Here is an 18,766-nt window from a genome sequence, read left to right on the forward strand (position 1 = left end):
TGCGGATTTATTCGGCGCGGTCGAGCAGCACCGCATTCAGCAAAATGGCCAGCAATGCCGACAAACCCACGCCTGCAAACGCCATATCGCCGATTTGCACGAAAAAGCCGCCCAGCCCCACCGTCAGCGTCGTGCTGGCAATCACCAGGTTTTTCGGGCGCATCAAATCCACTTTCGCATCAATCAGCGTTTTCAAGCCCAAAGAGGCAATCGTGCCAAACAGCAGCAGCATCACGCCGCCCATCACCGGCAGCGGAATCGACGCCAAAAACGCATTGAATTTGCCGAAAAACGCCATGCAGATGGCAAACACCGCCGCCCACGTCATAATCACGGGGTTGCTGTTTTTGGTAATCATCACCGCACCGGTCACTTCGCCGTATGTCGTTACCGGTGGGCCGCCAATCAAACCTGCCACGCACACGCCCAAACCGTCGCCCGCCAGCGTTTTGTCCAATCCCGGGTCGGCCGCGTAATCCTTACCCGTTACCGCGCCAATCGCCAAAATGCCGCCAATGTGCTCGATGGCCGGCGCAATGGCCACGGGCAGCATGAAAAACGCCGCACTCCAGTTCACTTCCGGCTTGGTAAATTCAGGCACGGCAAACCAAGGCGCGGCCGCCACGCCCTGAAAATCCACCACGCCGGCCAGCGCCGCCGCAACGTAACCCGCGCCCACGCCAATCAAAATCGGTATCAGCTTCATCATCTTGCTGCCGAACACGGTCACCAGCACGGTAACCGTGAACGTGAATGCCGCCAATGCCACCGCCGTGCCGTACGGCACCACCTGCACATCGCCGCCTTTACCCACCGCCATGCTGCCGGCCGCACCCGCCACCGACAAACCAATCACCATAATCACAGGGCCGATAACCACGGGCGGCAACAGTTTGTGCACCGCTTCCAAGCCGCGCCAACGGATAACGGCGGCAAAGACGAAATACATAAAACCGGCGGCGAACAGGCCGAACATGGTCGCGCCCACGCCCCAGTTTTGCTTGGCGGCGATAATCGGCGCGATAAAGGCGAAAGAGGAGCCCAAAAAAATGGGCACTTTGCGCTTGGTCAGCAACTGGAACACCAGCGTGCCGATACCCGCGCCCAACAACGCCAACGCCGGATTCAGCCCGGTCAAAATCGGCACCAAAACCATTGCGCCGAACGCGACAAACAAAATCTGCGCGCCCGCAACGGCCGTTTTCATCTGCTGCAACATGCTTCTGCTTCCTTCATCTCTGTTCAAACGGCGCGGATTATAGCCCAGTCTGCAAAGACAATGTTAAAATATGTGGGATTTTGTTTCGAGAATACGAACATGAGAGAAGTAGTCGCCTTTTTGCTGGAACATTTTGCCGATTTCCAAGAATTCCCCCAATCCGACGATTTGGGCGAAATGCTGGAAGAAGCGGGCTTTGAATACGAAAGCATCAGCCAAACGCTGACCTGCGTGCACCTTTTGGAAGAGCTACCCGAAACCAAAAGCAGCCTGCACGCCGATACACCCGTGCTGCGGATTTACCATCCCGAAGAAATCGAGCTGCTTTCGGCGGAAATCCGCGGCCTGCTGCATTTTCTGGAAAACAGCCGCGCCATCAACGCCCAGCAGCGCGAATACATCATCCACGCGCTCATCCACCTGCCCTACGAACAGATGACGCTGGAAAACGCCAAAGTGCTGGCATTGCTGGTGTTGTGGGCGCAGCGCACCGAGCTGCCCACGCTGATTGGCGACGATTTGATGAGCGTGCTGCACGGCAAGGGAACCATGCACTGACACATGCCGCAGGCAGCCTGCATTTTGCCGCCCGACAAAGTGCAGGCTGCTTTTAACACCGCCCGCATAAGCCGCGTTCGTATTGACGCACATACGGGCGGGACGATGATTGGGATTGAATATGAAAAAACACCTTTTCGCCGCATTATTCCTGACCGCGCTGCACTTTCACACCGCCAATGCAGCCTGCACGATTACGCCCGAAGGCATCGGCGGCGTGAAGCTGGGGCAAACGCTGGCGCAAGTAAAACGCGCCTTTCCGCACATGAAAGTCCCCAGCGAACCCGACGAGGAAGGCGAGGAAATATGGCCGCTGCCCGTTGCGCCGAACGCGGTGGTGTACGCACACCTGGAAGAAGGGCGGCGCGGCAGAATCGATTCTCTGGAAACCTTTTCTGCCGCCTGCCAAACCCAAGACGGCGTGCGCCCCGCCATGCGCCTGACGCAGGTCGCGCAAAAATGGGGGCGGCTGCGCAACATCACCATGAGCGAAATCGAAATGCACCAATTCGCCCAATTTGCCAAGCAGCCTGCACACATCGGCCTGCGCGTGGAAGGCGGCGATTTCGGCACGCAGGAAGCCGATGTGGAACTGCCGCTGAACACGTCCAAAGCATCGCCTGGCGCAAAAGTATTGAGCATACAGATTGCCCGCTGAACGAAGGTGCAGGCTGCTATGATTGCCCTGTTTCTATTTTGCGCCGTTGGCCTGATTTTGCTCACCGCCTACCGGAAATATAGCGGAAAATCAGGCATTCTGTTGATTTTGTGTCAATTTCTGCTGATGATGATACCCGCCGTAACAGCGGTTGCCATGTATATGCAGGGTTTTGCGGCGGTGGCGGCAGGCAGTTTGGCGGGGATTATCGTATCGTTGGCCAGCATTTCTACGGATAACCAATGCTGGATTAAAGGTATCTTCGCCTCTGGCCTGCTCATTCCCGGAGGCGTTTTCATACTGTATTTAACAGCCCGCTTGCTGGATTGGCAGATGGTTTTGGATTGGCGCGACAACCCGACTATACAGACGCTGGGCAATTTCATGCAAGGCTATTGCGCTATGCTGCTGGGCTTTATGCCAATGGTTAATCATTGGCGCGATATAGTGGATTAAAATAAAAATGAGACAAGGCGGCGAGCCAACGCGGTATCATTGCGATTTTAATTCACTATAAAACTGGCCTTTGAGGGGTGCAGGCTGCTTTTTGCCGCAAAAACCGCCCTGCCCCTTGCCAAAAACACCATATTATAAGAATAATAAAAAAAGAGATTTCAGGCAGCCTGCACTTTGAATTGTGAAATGCAGGCTGCTTTAACAACCCTATTTAACGAAAAAAAGAAGACTATGTCCAAAAACCTACTCATTGTCGAATCCCCCAACAAAATCAAATCCATCAAAAAATACCTGGGCGGCGATTTCGAAGTGCTTGCCTCGTTCGGCCATGTGCGCGACCTCATCAAGAAAAACGGCGCGGTCAATCCGGACGACAACTTCGCCATGAAATACGAAATCCCCGCCAAATCCGTGAAGCATGTGGACGAAATCGTGAAAGCCGCCAAAGAAGCCGAACACATTTACCTGGCCACCGACCCGGATAGGGAAGGCGAAGCGATTTCGTGGCACATTGCCGAGATTTTGAAATCCAAGCGCGGCATGAAGGATGTGGAAAAGAAAATACAGCGCGTGGTGTTCCATGAAGTCACGCCCAAAGGGGTGCAGGCTGCTTTGAAATCGCCGCGCGGCCTGGACATCCATTTGGTGGACGCGCAGCAGGCACGCCGTGCGCTGGACTATTTGGTCGGCTTTAATTTGTCGCCGCTCTTGTGGAAAAAAATCCGGCGCGGTTTGAGCGCGGGGCGCGTGCAAAGCCCCGCCCTGCGGCTGATTTGCGAACGCGAAAACGAAATCCGCGCGTTTGAAACGCAGGAATACTGGTCCGTCCATTTGGACAGCCACAAAGGCCGCACCAAATTCAGCGCCAAGCTCACCCAATGGCAGGGCAGCAAACTGGAACAGTTCTCGCTGCCGGACGAAGCCAGCCAAGCCGCCATTTTGACCGCACTGCAAGGCAAGGAAGCCCGCGTGGCCGACGTGGCGAAAAAGAAGGCCACACGGAAACCCGCCGCACCCTACACCACCTCCACCATGCAGCAGGATGCCGTGCGCAAACTGGGTTTCACCACCGACCGCACCATGCGCACCGCGCAGCAGCTTTTTGAAGGCATCGACGTGGGACAGGGCGCCGTCGGCCTGATTACCTATATGCGTACCGACAGCGTTACCCTTTCCGAAGATGCGCTCACCGAAATCCGCCACTATATTGAAAACAAAATCGGCGCGGATTTCCTGCCGAACAGCCCGCGCGTGTACAAAACCAAATCCAAAAACGCGCAGGAAGCGCACGAAGCCATCCGCCCCACGTCCGTGTACCGCTCGCCCGAAAGCGTGAAGCCGTTTTTGTCGCCCGACCAGTTCAAGCTTTACCAAATGATTTGGCAGCGCACCATGGCCTGCCAGATGGTGGACGCAAAATTTGACGCCACCACGGTGGACATCCATATGGGCGAAGGCGTGTTCCGCGCTTCGGGGCAAGTGCTGGTGTTTGCCGGCTTTTTGAGCGTTTACCAAGAAGGCCAAGACGAAGACGACGAGAGCGAAGACGCGAAAAAGCTGCCCGAAATGGCGGCGGGCGACGTGCTGCCTGTGGACAAACTTTATGGCGAACAACACTTCACCCAGCCGCCGCCGCGCTTCAACGAAGCGACTTTAGTGAAGGCACTGGAAGAATTCGGCATCGGCCGGCCGTCCACATATGCCAGCATTATCAAAACACTGAAAGACCGCGAATATGTGGTTGTGGAGCAACGCCGCTTCCAGCCCACCGACACGGGCGACATCGTCAATAAATTCCTCACCGAGCATTTCGAGCAGTATGTGGACTACGATTTCACCGCGAAACTGGAAGACCAGCTGGACGAAATCGCCAACGGCAAACGCGCGTGGGTGCCCGTGATGGACAAATTCTGGAAAGGCTTCCACAAGCAGATTGAAGAAAAAGAAGGCATCGAGCGCGCCAAATTCACCACGCAGGAATTGGACGAAACCTGCCCCAAATGCGGCCAGCACAAACTGCAAATCAAATTCGGCAAAGCCGGCCGCTTCATCGCCTGCGCGGGCTATCCCGAATGCGATTACACGCGCAACGTCAACGAAACCGCCGAGCAGGCTGCCGAGCGCATGGAACGCGACGCGCAGGCACAGGCCGAATTGGCCGGACGCAGCTGCCCCAAATGCGGCGGCCAACTCGTGTTCAAAAACAGCCGCACCGGCAGCAAATTCATCGGCTGCGCCAATTATCCGAAATGCAAACACGTCGAGCCGCTGGAAAAACCGAAAGACACGGGTGTAACTTGCCCGCAGTGCGGCAAAGGGCATTTGGTGGAACGCAAATCGCGCTTCGGCACAACGTTTTACAGCTGCGACACCTATCCCGACTGCAAATACGCCGTGAACCACCAGCCGCTGAACGAGCCCTGCCCGCAGTGCGGCTGGAAAATCACCCTGCGCAAAGTCACCAAACGCTGGGGCGTGGAGCGCGTGTGCCCGCAAAAAGAATGCGGCTGGAAAGAGCAACTGGAAGCGCCCGCACCGAAAGAAGGCAAAGGCGGCGAATAAAGTGCAGGCTGCCTGCACGCAAGGAAACATCCCATGTACCGACACCTTGCCTGTTTGGCAGGCATGGCCGCCGTGGTGCTGGCCGCCGCATGGCCGATATCGGTTTACACGGCATACGGCTGGGAAGCCGCGCTGGTTTACGCGCCGATTGCAGCCGCCGTTTACGTCATGCTGCTCAATGCCTTGGTCATGCCGCTGCTCGGCATCCATTCCGCGCGCAACGACCATCCGCCGCGCCGTTATTCGGGCATTGCCCTGGTGGCAGAAATCTGCTTTGTCGTGCATCATCAGGCCGGAAAATTTTTGCAGGACAGGCTGCCTGAAAACGTGCCGCTGGTTCCGCTTTGGCTGGGGCTGCCGCTGGCGGTGGCGGCTTATATGCTGGTGCCGGGCTGGATTCGCCGTTTTGCAAGCAGACGGGAATAAAGGTGCAGGCTGCTTTTCATCGGCCCGAAACCCCAATTCAACCAACCGATGTATATATCCTTGGCGCTGCTTTTGAACATGAATTACCGCTTCAAAAGCAGCCTGCACTTTCTAACATATTGAATATCCAATAAATTATCAAAATCTGTCACGGCCAACCTTGCCATTCGGCACACGCTCCAACATAATATAGGCCTTTCACTCTATAGTCGATTAAAATAAAAATGAGACAAGGCGGCGAGCCGCAAGGCGTACAGGTAGTACGTCAAGGCGAGCCAACGCCGTATCATTGCAATTTTAATCGACTATAAACAAAGGAAAGCAACACCATGCACACCACCTTATCCGCAAGCAAACAATGGGCGCAGCGCAACCAAACCGCCGCCTTCCTCCTGAAAACCGTCATCGGCGCCAACGTGGTTGCCCTGTTGGCGCAACTGGCGATTCCGCAGCCTTGGGGCGTGGCCATTTCCGCCGGCTCGCTGGGCGTGATGGTGATGGGTTTCGCGCTGGGCCGCAACGCCGCCATTGCCGCGCTGACACTGTATGTTTTGGAAGGCGTGGCGGGATTGCCCGTCTTCGCCAACGGCCGCTCCGGCCTGTCCGTGCTGATGGGCCCGTCCGGCGGCTATCTGTTCGGCTACATCGCCATGGCCGGCATTTTGGGCTGGGCCACCGACAAAGGCGCGCTGCAATCCGCCGTGAAAAGCGTGGCGGCGGCGCTGGCAGGCGTTGCCGTGCTGTATGCTTTCGGCATGGCGCAACTGTCGCTGTTCGTGCCGGCCAACGAACTCATCTACAAAGGCTTCACGACTTATCTGGCCTTCGACATCGCCAAAGCGTGCCTGGCCTGCTTCTTGGTCATGCCGGCCTACCGCTTCTTCCAAAAACTGTAAACACGGCAAAAGCAGCCTGCACCTTTGTGTTCCAAGTGCAGGCTGCTTTTTTGGCGGACGAAATCGCAATCATGCAGCGTCGGCCCGCCCTGCCCCATTTTGATTTTCATCCACTCCGGATACTTGACCCGCTCCCGCCGCGCCATGACGACCGACTCCGCATGCACCAAACTTGCCCGAATACACGCCGTTTTGCGCCGCATCCGCACCGTGCGGCTTGCCGTGTACGAAAAAAGCAGCCTGCACACCGAAGGCGAAGGCAGCGTGCGCGTTTTCGAACAAGGCGGCTGCATTGATTTTGCCGAAACGCTGCTGTGCGGCGGCAAACGCGCCTTCGATAGCAAACGCTGGCAATTCGGCGACACCGCGCTGACCTTCTGCCGCCTGCGCAACGGCACATACGAACCGCTGTTCTGCTTCGAACCGACCGAATCGGGCTGGCGGCCGCAAAGCGAATACCTGTGCGCGCCCGACTGCTACCGCGCCGAACTCTCTTGCGACGGGCACACCGTCCACCTGACGGTGCATATTCACGGCAAAAATAAAGCGCAAACGGTGTGTTACGTTTACGCCTAAACCTAAACAAGTGCAGGCTGCCATCGGTCGGAATTTCTAATGAAAACCCGTCCCAAAAGCAGCCTGCACATTATCTTTCGTCCGCAGCGGCCTAATGCACCGCCTTCTCCTGAAAACTCTCCTGCTGCACAATTTCGTTCGTAGCCAAGTTCAACGCCGTGAGCCGGCCGCCCCACAGCGCGCCCGTGTCGATGCCGCACACGCCTTTGGCACGGTGCAGCCCCAGCGCGGACCAATGCCCGAACACGATTTCGTGGCTTAAATTCCACCTGTCCGCCGCATCGAACCATGCATATTGCCCAAGCGGAATGTCGGCATAAGTGGCGCTGTATTCGTAGTTCAGGCTGCCGTCTGCGTTGAGCGTGCGCATTCGGGTCAGCACGTTGGTGATGTAGCGCAGGCGGTCTTGGCCGCTCAATTCGGGCGACCAGAACTGCGGCTCGTTGCCGTACATGTGCTTGAAATAATGGTGGGCATGGCCGCCTTGCAAGGTGTCCGCCACTTCGTCGGCATAAGCCTGCGCCTGCGCCACCGTCCATTCGGGCAGCAGCCCCGCGTGCACCAGAACGTGCGTGCCAGTGTGCCGCATCAGGGGCTGGCAGCGCAGCCAGTCGCGGTAACGCTTGGCATGCGGATGCTTCACGATGTCGTCCAGCGTGTCGCGCCGCTTCATTTTGCCCTCGCCGTATAGCAATGCCAGCAAATGCAAATCGTGATTGCCCAATACGATTTGCACGCTGTCTTCGTGGCGGCGGCAGAATTGCAGGCACGCCAGCGACTGCGGCCCGCGGTTCACGATATCGCCCACCAGCCATAAGGTGTCCGTGCCGTGGTTGAAGGCGATTTTGGCCAACAGGGCTTCCAGTTCGTCGTAACAGCCCTGCAAATCGCCGATGGCATAATGCGCCATGCCTTACCTCTTGTGTGTTGCTGCGAAAATTTTGATTTTATCATGTTTGCCAGACAAACTGACTGTGGCGTACAATCGGACGGCACTTGCCAAGTGCAGGCTGCTTTTTCTCTTTTAATTCCATCTTGCGAAAGGTTCACATCATGCATACCGTTGCCGACAAACTCAACGCCCTGCGCGCGCAGCTCGACCAATATTCGTTAGACGCGTGGATTGCGCCCACCGCCGACCCGCATTTGTCGGAATACCTGCCCGAGCATTGGCAAAGCCGCGTGTGGCTTTCCGGCTTCACCGGTTCGGCAGGCACGCTGGTCATCACGAAAACCGCTGCGGCGCTGTGGGCGGACAGCCGCTATTGGGAACAGGCAGCGGTGCAGTTGGCCGGCAGCGAAATCGAATTGGGCAAACTCGGCACGGGCGGCAACCACGTCCAATGGCTGCTGCAACACCTGCCCGACGGCGCGCGCGTCGGCATTGCGGGCGATATGCTTTCGCTGGCGGAACTGCGCCATGTGCAGGCTGCTTTTGCCGCACGGAATATCACGCTGCATTATGCGGACGATATTATCGCCAAAATCTGGCAAGGCCGCCCTGCCCTGCCGCAAGAACCCGTGTTCGTCCACGAAGCACCGTTCGCCCCCGAAAGCGCGGCGGACAAACTGGCGCGCGTGCGCAACGTCATGCGTGAAAAAGGCGCGAGCCACCATCTGGTTTCCTCGTTGGACGACATTGCCTGGATCACCAACCTGCGCGGCAGCGACGTGCCGTTCAACCCCGTATTTCTGGCGCATTTGCTGATTGGCGAACACGATACCACGCTGTTTGTGGACGAACGCAAACTCGACGGCAAAGTGCAGGCTGCTTTGACCGCGGCCGGCATCCGCACCGCACCTTACGAAACCGCCGCCCAAGCCGTGGGCCGATTAACGCAGCCACTGCTGCTCGAGCCGGCCAAAGTCGCCCTGTCCACGCTGGAACACCTGCCCGAACAAGTGCGCCTGATTGAAGACATGAACCCCAGCACGCATTTCAAAGGCTGCAAATCGCCCGCCGAGCAGGAATACATCCGCCAAGCCATGGTGCAGGACGGCATTGCCCTGTGCGGCTTTTTTGCCGAACTGGAACGCGATTTGGCAGCCGGCGAAACCGTTACCGAATACGACATCGACGCGCGCCTGTACCAACACCGCAGCCAGCGCGAACACTTTATTTCCGCCAGCTTCGGCACGATTGCCGGCTTCAACGCCAACGGCGCGATGCCGCATTACAGCGCGCCCGAACACGGCAGCAGCACCATCGAAGGGCAAGGCCTGCTGCTGATTGACTCCGGCGCGCAATACCTGACCGGCACCACCGACATCACGCGCGTGATTCCGATTGGCACGCCCACCGCCACGCAAAAACGCGATTTCACGCTAGTGCTCAAAGCGCACGTCGCGCTGGCCACCGCCGTGTTCCCCGAAGGCATTTTGTCGCCGCTGTTGGACGCCATCTGCCGCAAACCTTTGTGGGCGGCACAATGCGATTACGGCCACGGCACGGGTCACGGCGTGGGCTATTTCCTGAACGTGCACGAAGGCCCGCAGCGCATTGCCTACCAAGTGCCCGCCGCGCCGCACCACGCCATGCGCGAAGGCATGTACACTTCAAACGAACCGGGTTTGTACCGCCCGCAGCAATGGGGCATCCGCATCGAAAACCTGGTGCTGAACCAAAAAGTGGTCGCACCGCAGGAAACCGCGTTCGGCGAATATCTGTATTTTGAAACGGTAACGCTCTGCCCGATTGACACGCGGCTGGTCGATACCGCGCTGCTCACCGAAGAAGAACGCGGCTGGCTGAACGATTACCACGCCAAAGTGCGCGCCCAGCTCGAACCGCATGTGTCGGGCGAAGCCAAAGCGTGGCTCATCGAACGCACCGAAGCCGTGTAAACGCGGCAAAAGCAGCCTGCACCTTTGCCAATCGCCATTACGGCATCGCGTGCAGGCTGCTTTTCCTTCAACGGCATTTGAAGACGCATCGGCCGCACGTTTCCAAAGCAGCCTGCACCCCGAAACCGCCTTTGTACCCCACCGGAAACCCATCATGTTCCAACATCTCCAAGCCTACGCGGGCGACCCGATTCTGAGCCTGGTCGAAACCTTCAACCGCGACCCGCGCGAACACAAAGTCAATTTAAGCATCGGCATTTATTTTGACGATGCAGGCTGCCTGCCGCTGCCCGAAGCCGTGCGCGCCGCCCAAACGCAACAGCCCGTTCAGGCGCAGCCCTATCTGCCAATGGAAGGCCATGCCGCCTTCCGCGCCGCCGCATTGCGCGTGCTGCTGGGCAACGAACACCTCGTTTTGCAGCAAAACCGCGCCGTCGCCGTGCAAACGCTGGGCGGCTCTGGCGCGCTGAAACTGGCGGCGGACTTTCTGAAACGCTGGTATCCGCAGTCGCGCGCCTTCGTGAGCGACCCGACGTGGGACAACCACCGCGGCATTTTGGAAGGCGCGGGCATCGAAGTCGGCACTTATCCGTATTACGACCCCGACACCATCGGCGTGCGCTTTGCCGAACTGACGCAGTTCCTGCACACGCTGGACAGCGGCGACATCGTGCTGCTGCACCCCTGTTGCCACAACCCCACCGGCGTAGATTTGTCGCCCGAACAGTGGGACGAAGTGCTGCACATCATCCAAAGCCGCCGCCTGATTGCGCTGATGGACATCGCCTATCAGGGCTTCGGCGACGATTTCGACCGCGATGCCTATGCCGTGCGCAAAGCCGCCGATATGGGCTTGTCGTTTTTCGTCAGCAGCTCGTATTCCAAAAACATGTCTTTATACAGCGAACGCGTCGGCATTCTGGCCGCCGTCTGCCCCAACGCCGAACAGGCGGAGCGGGTGTTGGGCCAGCTGAAATTCGGCGTGCGGCGCATTTATTCCAGCCCGCCCTTCCACGGTGCAGACATTGCCGCGCGCGTGCTGAACGAAAGCAGCCTGCACCGCCAATGGCAAAACGAAGTCTATGCCATGCGCGACCGCATCAAACGCATGCGCCGCCAACTGCACGACGCGCTGTCGCAACGGCTGCCGCAACACGATTTCCGCCATTACCTTACCCAGCGCGGCATGTTCGGCTACACCGGCCTGAACGAACACCAAGTGCAACGTCTGCAAGATGAATTTGCCGTGTATCTGCTCAAATCCGGCCGCCTGTGCATGGCCGGGCTGAACAGCCGCAATATCGAATACGTCGCCCGCGCCATTGCCACCGTCCTGCAAGAAAGCGAAACACCGTCATGAACGCCAAAAAGCAGCCTGCATTCACCCCCACCTTCCCTTGGCTCTGGCAAAGCCCCGTGCGCCTGCTCGGTTTCGGCTTCGGCACAGGGCTCGCACCCAAAGCGCCCGGCACCTTCGGCACGCTGCCGGCCGTCTTCATTGCCGGGCTGCTGCTCGGTTCGGGCATGAGCCGGCTCGCGCTTGCGCTTTGGTGCATCCCGCTGTTTTTCATCGGCATTTGGATTTGCAACCGCACCGAACGCGATTTGGGCGTGCACGATTACGGCGGCATCGTGTGGGACGAAATCGTCGCCATGCTGTTCGTTTTGGCGTGCGTGCCGCAAGGTTTGGGTTCGTGGGCGCTCGCCTTCGCCCTGTTCCGCCTGTTCGATGCCGTGAAACCGCCGCCCATCCGCTGGTTCGACCGCCAAGTGAGCGGCGGATTCGGCGTGATGCTGGACGACGCCATCGCCGCCGTGTTCAGCATTGCCGCGTATTACCTGCTGACTTGGATATTCTGAACGCAAAAGCAGCCTGCACTTCCCAAAACAAAGTGCAGGCTGCTTTTTGAACATCTGCCGCGCGGCAAAATAAAACAAAAGGAGCTTAACCGAAAGATTAAGCTCCTAGAATCTGGTGGGTCGTGAGCGATTCGAACGCTCGACCAACGGATTAAAAGTCCGCTGCTCTACCGACTGAGCTAACGACCCGAAAGACTGGCATTATACGCGAAATAGAAAGTCTGTCAAACCCCCGTTCTCAAATTTTTCGGAAAAAATTTCATCGGATTGTTTTCAATGGCAATTAAATTTTGCAAAACACGTACGATTGTGCCAAAATGGCCGCTTGTTTTAGTCGGGGTGCTGCTGAAATAGCGGCTGAGATAATACCCGTGAACCTGTTGCAGATAATACTGGCGTAGGAAACTAGGGCGATTTGGTGCAAACGCATCTACAAACCGATTTTCTGTGCCGATTGGCAGCGGGGAATCGGTTTTTTTATTAGGAGAATATTGGAAATGCGTTTGAAAACTGTATTGGCCGGCGTGCTGGCCGTTTGGGTGCAGGCTGCTTTGGCGGCCACGGAAGTGCGTTTGGCGGTGCATGATTCGTATGATTTGCCGAAAGAGACGATTACGGCATTCGAATCGGCCAACGATGCCAAAGTGGTCATCTTGAAAATGGGCGACGGCAACGCCATGCTGAACCGCCTGATTCTGACGCGCAACGAAGGCGGCGTGGCCGACGCGGTGTACGGCTTGGACAACAACACGGTGGCCAAAGCGCATGCGGCGGGCATTCTGGCGGCCAGGCAGCCTGCATCGGCGCGCACGGTGGTGCAACTGCCGCACGCGCTGGCGGTGGACTACGGCTTCGTTACCCTCAATTACGACAAAAAATGGTTTGCCGAGAAAAAACTGCCGCTGCCCAAAACGCTGGCCGATTTAACACAACCGGCCTACCGCAACCTGCTGGTGATGCCGAATCCCGCCACCTCCACGCCCGGCCTGGCATTTTTGCTGGCGAACATCCGCGGCTTGGGCGAAGAAGGCGCGTTTGCCTGGTGGGCGAAAATGCGTCAAAACGGCGTGAAGGTAACGCAAGGCTGGTCGGACGCGTATTACAAAGAATTCACGCTCAACGGTGGCGCGCGGCCGCTGATGGTGGGCTATGCCAGCAGCCCGGCGGCGGAAGTGTTCTACAGCGAAGGCAAGCTGACACAGCCGAACATGGGGCTGCTGTTCCTGCCCGGCGGCAGCTATCTGCAAATTGAAGGCGCGGCGGTGCTAAACCACGCCAAGCAGCCTGCACTGGCCGCCAAACTGGTGCAACACCTGCAAAGCGCCGTGGTGCAAAAGGCCATCTTCCGCGCCATGTGGGTATATCCTGCGGTGCAAGGCACGCCGTCCGACCCGATGATGCGCCATTCCACCGTGCCGCAACGCCCTTCCCTGCTGCCGCCCGCACAAGTGGCGCAGAAACAAAAAGACTGGGTGGCGCGTTGGACGCGGACGGTGTTGAAATAACGCGGTCATTGCCATTATAGTGGATTAAAATAAAAATGAGACAAGGCGGCGAGCCGCAAGGCGTACAAGTAGTACGTCAAGGCGAGCCAACGCCGTATCATTGCGATTTTAATTCACTATAAAAAGTGCAGGCTGCATTTTCCCTTTCGGGCGGCAGGCGTTTTGCAAAGCCGCCTGAAAATAGAAAGCCGAACGTTCGGCCGATACCATTTGCCGCCTGCCGCAACGACAGCCATGAACCCAAAAATCGCCCAACACCAACAGCGCAACGCGCAAACCCGCCTGCGGCAGCGTTACGCCTTCCTGAACATTGGCGACATCCAATCCACAGACGGCGACATTGCCCAACGGTTTGTAAACAGCGGCATTTACCGCATCGAGCGCCCGGCCGCCGCCCGCTTTCCGTTTCACCAAAACGGCGAAATGGACCGCGCATTCCGCCAAGCCCAACACCAAGCCGCCCGTGCCGAAACGGTGCGGCGCATTCTCACCTTGCACGCCGACACGACTTGGATAAGCCTGCGGGAAAACGGCTTTGTGTTTTGGGCGCGCGTTTCGCTGCCTTCCTTGCAGGCTGCTTTGAGCGGCTGGTTTGAGCAGCACGGCGATTTCGCGCTGTATCTGGAAAACGGCTACGCGCTGGACATCCACGAAGCGGAGTATGAATGGGAAGTGTTGGAAACACCGGCAGATTAGCCGTCATCGACACTGCAAAAAGCAGCCTGCACTTTGGAAACCGAAGTGCAGGCTGCTTTCGCATCGCCGTCATTCATCGTTATGGACTTCGCCCAAATATTCGGACGATGTGATTTTCAAATCAAACAGATGCACGGTGTATTTCCAGCGCGCGGAAGGGAAATTATTGAAGTCATCGCCGGCGTGTTGGAGCGACACGATTTCCAGATTGTCACCCTGTTTTTTCACACTTTCAATAAAGCGCGTGTTGATGAAATACGGGTTGCCTTTCGGGTCTTTTGCGTGCCGGCGTGCGGCGGCAGTATTGGCCTTATCAATCAAATCAAACAAATTGGTGTCGCTCACACCGCTGCCCGCGCCGACGGACGTATTATAGCCCGCCAGTTGCAGGTAATAGCTGCTGGTGCCGGAACCTGCACTGCACGCGACAAAACTCCAATCACCCGGTTTGTCGGGCCATGAGGCATCGGCAGCGATAACATCGGAACGGTACAACACGGCCACAATGGTATTCTGTTCAACGTCGGATTTGCTTGTGTTCAGAATGATGGCGGCATCGGCCGGATTGATTTTATCGGTTTCGTCCCAGCCCGCTTTATCAGTTTGCGCTAAATCAGCATTGCCGCAATGGCGGAGTTGGGCATATTGTAGGACTTGTTCTGCTGCCTGTTTGCGGATTTGCGTATCCGAAAGCGGCTTCGCTTCGGCGGAAGCGTCATCGGTGGCAGATGCTGCGGAAGCGGCGGGTGCAGGCTGCTTTTGCGCTTGGGAAGCGGCAGGCGGTTGGGCGGCCTGCTGTTGGTGGCAGGCGGCCAGCAGGAGAAGGATGGGGAGAAGGCGGAAGTTCATGCGTGGTCCTTTCAAACGGGCGATGGATGGTCGGTTAAAATTCATTCCCTGCTTGCAAACAGGGCTTGCGGCACATCAGTCAAACATTATTGATGAATAAATCTTCTTTTGTATCATCATTTATTGATGAAATCGACAAACAAAGCCCGCCCTGATTTTTTCGGGGCAGGCTTTGCCTATCTTCGGTTTTTTTCTTCGTTCATGTGCTGGATGCGTATGTGTTCCACCAGCTCGCGGTGCTTGTCCGCTTCGGTTTTCTCGCCCCAATCAAAACCTTTTTTGCGCAGTTCTGCCGATTTGGCGGCGGCTGCCCAGAAATCAGGTAAAAACGGTAGAAATAAGCGGAAAAAACGCCAAACTGCACCAACGACAAGCACAATCAGCGCCATCGGGATAACGATAACGGCATACAGCCCGGCAAAGAAAACTACAACGCCAATCACCCAAATAATGCATCAGACGGCCACGGCATTATTTCGGGCAGGCGTCTTGCCGTTTCGCGTCGCCCCAATTTTCAATATGGCACTGCGCCTTTGCCGAGTAACGGATGCCTTCCATTTGATCGCGCTTATTCAGGTAGCCGTTTCGGTCGGTATCAAGCCTGCGGAAACTTTCGCGGGTAATGGGAAAAGATACAGCCAACCCCTCAGGCACCCTGCCGATGGCCAGAAATTCTCTCAGGCTGACTTTATTGTCGTGGTTTTTATCGGCCTCTCTGATGAAGATTTCCGAAGGGTCTGCTACGTCCAGCGCATAGGAGGGGGCGGCACTGCAACACAGTGCAAAAACAAATAATAAGGTTTTTTTCATTATCTTTTCTTCCGAATGGTGTCCGGCACTGCTTGAGGCCGTCTGAAAAGGCCGTCTGAAAAACAGGTGCAGGTTTTTTATAGTCAATTCAAATGAAAACCGTCCATATCGATATTGGCTTACGCAAAGCGTTTTCTACCCCGGGCGGGAATGGCCGTGCGGGTATTTCTTATTCCAATTTGCCATACCCTGCCGAGGCTTTGCCTTCAGACGGCCTCCTTCGTTATTTTACCCGCAAAATCCGCGGTTTCTCAACAAGCGGCCGTTACGCCGTCCGGCTTCAGGCAAACGGCGGCACGGCATAACCCGCCTGCCGCAGCAGTTCGCAGGTTTCATATGCGGGCAGGCCCATCACGCCGGTGAAACTACCCGACAGTTCGCGCACGAAAATGCCGCCCAAACCCTGTATGCCGTATGCGCCCGCCTTGTCCAGCGGTTCGCGGCTGCGGATGTAGGCGGCGGTTTCGGCTTCGGTCAGCGGTTTGAAGGTAACGTGGTTGGTATTCAGTGCATGAAAGATGCGTCCTTGGTAGTGCAGGCAGACGGCGGTATACACCTGATGGCTGCGGCCGGAAAGGGCGAGCAGCATTTCGCGCGCATGTTCGGGCGATTCGGGCTTGCCCAGTATCTTGCCGTCCAGCGCGACGGTGGTGTCGGCAGCAATGACGGGGGCGGCGGGTTCGGGTTTGCCCGCCGCCTGCCAAACGGCAAGCGCGGCGGTGTTTTTTTCGGCGGCCAACCGTTGCTCATACTCTGCGGCATCTTCTTGCGGCAACGGGGTTTCATCTATATCGGCGGCAATGCGTTCGATACGGTAGCCGAGATTTTGCAGGATTTCGCGGCGGCGCGGGCTGGCGGACGCGAGATAAAGCAGTTGATGAGAATCTGAGACCAGTCCATAGCGCACCTTTCAATAAAAAACGTTTTCTGAATCACCTATGTATTTATGAGACTACGGTCAAAATTCTGCCAAAGGTGTGTGCCTGCGGTGTGTTTCATCGCCCGAAAGCAGCCTGCACTTCGTTTTGCAGCAGCGCCAAATTGCGCTCCGCCATTTCGTCGCCCAAACGCACGGCGAGTTTGTACCAATGTTTGGCGCGCTTGACATCGCGTTTCACGCCCAAGCCGTTGTGGTAAAGGTTGCCGATGTTGTTGCAGGCTTCGGGGTGGAAGCTGCCGGTGGCGGCACGGGCATACCATTTCAGGGCGCGCTTGTAACTCTGGCGCACGCCGCGCCCCGTGTCATACAGAAACCCGATGGCGTTTTGGGCATCGGCATCGCCCAGCTTGGCGGCGCGGCGGTAATATTTCAAAGCAGCCTGCACATCTTTTTTGCCGCCCAATCCGTGTTCGTACAAGCTGCCCAGACGAACGATGGCAAACGTCGCATCCCTGCGGCATTGCGCGGCGGCGCGGGCGTACCATTTTCGGGCGCGGCGGTAATCGGGTTCGGCAGCCGATTCATACAGCCAGCCGAGTGACTGCTGCGCTTCGGCGTTGCCCAGCTTGGCGGCTTTTTTGTAGTATTTTTTGGCACGGCGCAGATTGGGCGCGGTGCCGTAGCCGTATTGGCAGCACTGCCCCAAACCGTCCCACGCGCGGTGGTCGTGCGGATGGCTGCGTACGATTTTGCGGTAAACGCGGTAACAATATCGGCTGTATTCGGACAACATGCGGTGGCAATACAGATATTCGTGCAGGGTGTCCAAATAAACTTGGTCAAGATTCATTCGATTTCTTTCTTTTTGTGCCTATCCGTATTGTGCAGCATTTTCCCTACCCGAAATCAGCCTGCACTTTGATTTTTCTTCCGTTTCACCGTTTGCCCTGCCGCACGGCAAACTGTATTGCCGCTTCATAGCCGAACGTTCCCAGCCCCGCCACCACGCCGGCCGCCTTGTCCGACAGATAAGAATGGTGGCGGAAATCCTCGCGCGCATACACATTGGAAATATGCACTTCCACAAACGGAATCCCCACGCCGGCCAAAGCATCGCGGATGGCCACGCTGGTGTGCGTGTATGCACCCGCATTGATGATTATCCAATCGACCGTGCCGCGCGATGCCTGAATCTTGTCTACCAGCGCGCCTTCGTGATTGCTCTGAAAACAGCTCAACCGCACGCCCAAATCTGCCGCCAGCGCGCCCAGCTTTGCCTCCACGTCCGAGAGCGTTTCCGCGCCGTAAATATGCGGCTCACGCAAACCCAGCAAGTTCAGGTTCGGGCCGTTGATAACCAAAATATTCATTGTTCTGTCCCATCCGTTCGAAATAAAACGATTGTAACGCGAAACGCGCGCGCTGGCCGCAAAAAAGCAGCCTGCACTTCAAAATCGAATGTGCAGGCTGCTTTTGGAGACAGGCTGAAAATCTTAATGGTTTGTGTAGCGCACTTCCGGCAACTGGGCAGATACTTTCTCGCCCACATACAAATACACCACAGGGTCTTGGTTTTTGCTTTGGATGCGCTCGCTGCCCACCAGTTGCAGGTTAGGGATTTCGCCGTGCGAAGGCTGCTGGCGGACAAAGTTATCGTTGTCCTGTGCATATGCAGAAACGCTCAATACGGAAGCCAATGCCAATACTGCTAATTTTTTCATGTTATTTCCTTACATTATTCAAAAGTTATCAAGAATGCAAAACCGTTCAAAAATAGATTGAATCGATAATGTTTTGCAGAACGTGAATGCATTCTATCGCCGCCTATCGCGGAAATCCAACCCCATTTAAGCAAAATTAAATTTCTTTTTAGGAAAAAATAAAACATTATCTGCTTTAAATATTGCAAAATAGAAAACAATAACGTAGCAAAGCGACAAAATACACAATTCGGCAAAGAAGTGCAGGCTG

General features: G+C 56.6%; 21 protein-coding genes, 1 tRNA gene and 1 riboswitch. Of the genes, 12 read left to right on the forward strand and 10 right to left on the reverse strand.

Annotation, left to right across the window (positions count from 1 at the left end; translation table 11 throughout):
• Positions 1 to 7: 7 nt before the first annotated feature.
• Positions 8 to 1,219: a uracil-xanthine permease family protein gene (locus tag HMPREF9098_RS06250; protein WP_003783007.1), complete on the reverse strand. Its 1,212-nt coding sequence runs from the start codon at positions 1,217 to 1,219 to the stop codon at positions 8 to 10.
• A 99-nt stretch (positions 1,220 to 1,318) separates the two neighbouring features.
• On the opposite strand from HMPREF9098_RS06250, the gene HMPREF9098_RS06255 reads away from it, so the two are divergent.
• The 7 genes from HMPREF9098_RS06255 to HMPREF9098_RS06285 all read left to right on the forward strand — a co-directional run bounded on the left by HMPREF9098_RS06255 (position 1,319) and on the right by HMPREF9098_RS06285 (position 7,351).
• Positions 1,319 to 1,777, forward strand: a complete 459-nt coding sequence (locus HMPREF9098_RS06255) for a Smg family protein (protein ID WP_040564793.1) — start codon at positions 1,319 to 1,321, stop codon at positions 1,775 to 1,777.
• Between the two features lie 121 nt (positions 1,778 to 1,898).
• A complete protein-coding gene (locus HMPREF9098_RS06260; RefSeq protein WP_003783011.1) occupies positions 1,899 to 2,435 on the forward strand; it encodes a hypothetical protein in 537 nt (178 codons plus the stop codon).
• An 18-nt stretch (positions 2,436 to 2,453) separates the two neighbouring features.
• Positions 2,454 to 2,891, forward strand: a complete 438-nt coding sequence (locus tag HMPREF9098_RS06265; RefSeq protein WP_003783013.1) for a hypothetical protein — start codon at positions 2,454 to 2,456, stop codon at positions 2,889 to 2,891.
• 231 nt (positions 2,892 to 3,122) lie between these two features.
• The gene (gene topA, locus HMPREF9098_RS06270) at positions 3,123 to 5,453 is read left to right on the forward strand and encodes a type I DNA topoisomerase (protein ID WP_040564319.1); all 2,331 of its coding nucleotides are present in this window, start codon (positions 3,123 to 3,125) and stop codon (positions 5,451 to 5,453) included.
• Between the two features lie 33 nt (positions 5,454 to 5,486).
• Entirely contained in the window at positions 5,487 to 5,879 is a 393-nt protein-coding gene (locus tag HMPREF9098_RS06275; RefSeq protein ID WP_040564320.1) for a hypothetical protein, read from the forward strand.
• Positions 5,880 to 6,208: 329 nt separating this feature from the next.
• On the forward strand, positions 6,209 to 6,775 hold the full coding sequence (locus HMPREF9098_RS06280) for a biotin transporter BioY (protein ID WP_003783021.1): 567 nt from the start codon (positions 6,209 to 6,211) through the stop codon (positions 6,773 to 6,775).
• A gap of 123 nt (positions 6,776 to 6,898) precedes the next feature.
• Complete coding sequence (locus HMPREF9098_RS06285; RefSeq protein WP_232617986.1) at positions 6,899 to 7,351, forward strand: hypothetical protein; 453 nt, start codon at positions 6,899 to 6,901, stop codon at positions 7,349 to 7,351.
• A gap of 91 nt (positions 7,352 to 7,442) precedes the next feature.
• Here HMPREF9098_RS06285 and HMPREF9098_RS06290 read toward each other — a convergent pair whose 3' ends face one another.
• Positions 7,443 to 8,261 (reverse strand): symmetrical bis(5'-nucleosyl)-tetraphosphatase, encoded by an 819-nt coding sequence (locus tag HMPREF9098_RS06290; RefSeq protein ID WP_003783026.1) that lies wholly within the window; start codon positions 8,259 to 8,261, stop codon positions 7,443 to 7,445.
• A 143-nt stretch (positions 8,262 to 8,404) separates the two neighbouring features.
• Here HMPREF9098_RS06290 and HMPREF9098_RS06295 point away from each other — a divergent pair, with 143 nt between their 5' ends.
• The 3 genes from HMPREF9098_RS06295 (at position 8,405) to HMPREF9098_RS06305 (ending at position 12,055) form a co-directional block, all read left to right on the forward strand.
• Positions 8,405 to 10,195, forward strand: a complete 1,791-nt coding sequence (locus HMPREF9098_RS06295; protein WP_040564321.1) for an aminopeptidase P family protein — start codon at positions 8,405 to 8,407, stop codon at positions 10,193 to 10,195.
• Between the two features lie 154 nt (positions 10,196 to 10,349).
• On the forward strand, positions 10,350 to 11,555 hold the full coding sequence (locus HMPREF9098_RS06300; protein ID WP_040564797.1) for an amino acid aminotransferase: 1,206 nt from the start codon (positions 10,350 to 10,352) through the stop codon (positions 11,553 to 11,555).
• Positions 11,552 to 12,055 carry a phosphatidylglycerophosphatase A family protein gene (locus HMPREF9098_RS06305; protein WP_003783033.1) on the forward strand — a complete coding sequence of 168 codons (504 nt, stop codon included), beginning with the start codon at positions 11,552 to 11,554 and terminating at the stop codon, positions 12,053 to 12,055. The genes HMPREF9098_RS06300 and HMPREF9098_RS06305 overlap by 4 nt, the downstream gene beginning before the upstream one ends.
• A 113-nt stretch (positions 12,056 to 12,168) precedes the next feature.
• Here the strand turns inward: HMPREF9098_RS06305 and HMPREF9098_RS06310 are convergent.
• Positions 12,169 to 12,244, reverse strand: a tRNA-Lys gene (locus HMPREF9098_RS06310).
• Positions 12,245 to 12,380: 136 nt separating this feature from the next.
• Positions 12,381 to 12,476, forward strand: a riboswitch (TPP riboswitch).
• Between the two features lie 76 nt (positions 12,477 to 12,552).
• Between HMPREF9098_RS06310 and HMPREF9098_RS06315 the strand changes: the two genes are divergently transcribed.
• Complete coding sequence (locus tag HMPREF9098_RS06315) at positions 12,553 to 13,560, forward strand: thiamine ABC transporter substrate-binding protein (protein WP_003783035.1); 1,008 nt, start codon at positions 12,553 to 12,555, stop codon at positions 13,558 to 13,560.
• Positions 13,561 to 13,794: 234 nt separating this feature from the next.
• Positions 13,795 to 14,256: a hypothetical protein gene (locus HMPREF9098_RS06320; protein WP_003783039.1), complete on the forward strand. Its 462-nt coding sequence runs from the start codon at positions 13,795 to 13,797 to the stop codon at positions 14,254 to 14,256.
• 69 nt (positions 14,257 to 14,325) lie between these two features.
• On the opposite strand, the gene HMPREF9098_RS06325 is transcribed toward HMPREF9098_RS06320, so the two are convergent.
• The 7 genes from HMPREF9098_RS06325 to HMPREF9098_RS06360 form a co-directional block, all read right to left on the reverse strand.
• Positions 14,326 to 15,105: a hypothetical protein gene (locus tag HMPREF9098_RS06325; RefSeq protein ID WP_003783041.1), complete on the reverse strand. Its 780-nt coding sequence runs from the start codon at positions 15,103 to 15,105 to the stop codon at positions 14,326 to 14,328.
• Positions 15,106 to 15,281: 176 nt separating this feature from the next.
• Positions 15,282 to 15,548 carry a hypothetical protein gene (locus tag HMPREF9098_RS06330; RefSeq protein ID WP_003783042.1) on the reverse strand — a complete coding sequence of 89 codons (267 nt, stop codon included), beginning with the start codon at positions 15,546 to 15,548 and terminating at the stop codon, positions 15,282 to 15,284.
• Between the two features lie 28 nt (positions 15,549 to 15,576).
• The gene (locus HMPREF9098_RS06335) at positions 15,577 to 15,915 is read right to left on the reverse strand and encodes an EF-hand domain-containing protein (RefSeq protein ID WP_003783043.1); all 339 of its coding nucleotides are present in this window, start codon (positions 15,913 to 15,915) and stop codon (positions 15,577 to 15,579) included.
• A gap of 280 nt (positions 15,916 to 16,195) precedes the next feature.
• Entirely contained in the window at positions 16,196 to 16,822 is a 627-nt protein-coding gene (locus HMPREF9098_RS06345) for a Maf family protein (RefSeq protein WP_003783044.1), read from the reverse strand.
• 88 nt (positions 16,823 to 16,910) lie between these two features.
• Positions 16,911 to 17,645: a tetratricopeptide repeat protein gene (locus HMPREF9098_RS06350; protein ID WP_003783045.1), complete on the reverse strand. Its 735-nt coding sequence runs from the start codon at positions 17,643 to 17,645 to the stop codon at positions 16,911 to 16,913.
• Positions 17,646 to 17,730: 85 nt separating this feature from the next.
• Positions 17,731 to 18,165, reverse strand: a complete 435-nt coding sequence (gene aroQ / locus HMPREF9098_RS06355) for a type II 3-dehydroquinate dehydratase (RefSeq protein ID WP_003783046.1) — start codon at positions 18,163 to 18,165, stop codon at positions 17,731 to 17,733.
• Positions 18,166 to 18,288: 123 nt separating this feature from the next.
• Positions 18,289 to 18,516 (reverse strand): hypothetical protein, encoded by a 228-nt coding sequence (locus tag HMPREF9098_RS06360; protein ID WP_003783047.1) that lies wholly within the window; start codon positions 18,514 to 18,516, stop codon positions 18,289 to 18,291.
• Positions 18,517 to 18,766: the final 250 nt, after the last annotated feature.

It is taken from the genome of Kingella denitrificans ATCC 33394 (assembly GCF_000190695.1).
Lineage (GTDB): Bacteria > Pseudomonadota > Gammaproteobacteria > Burkholderiales > Neisseriaceae > Kingella_A > Kingella_A denitrificans.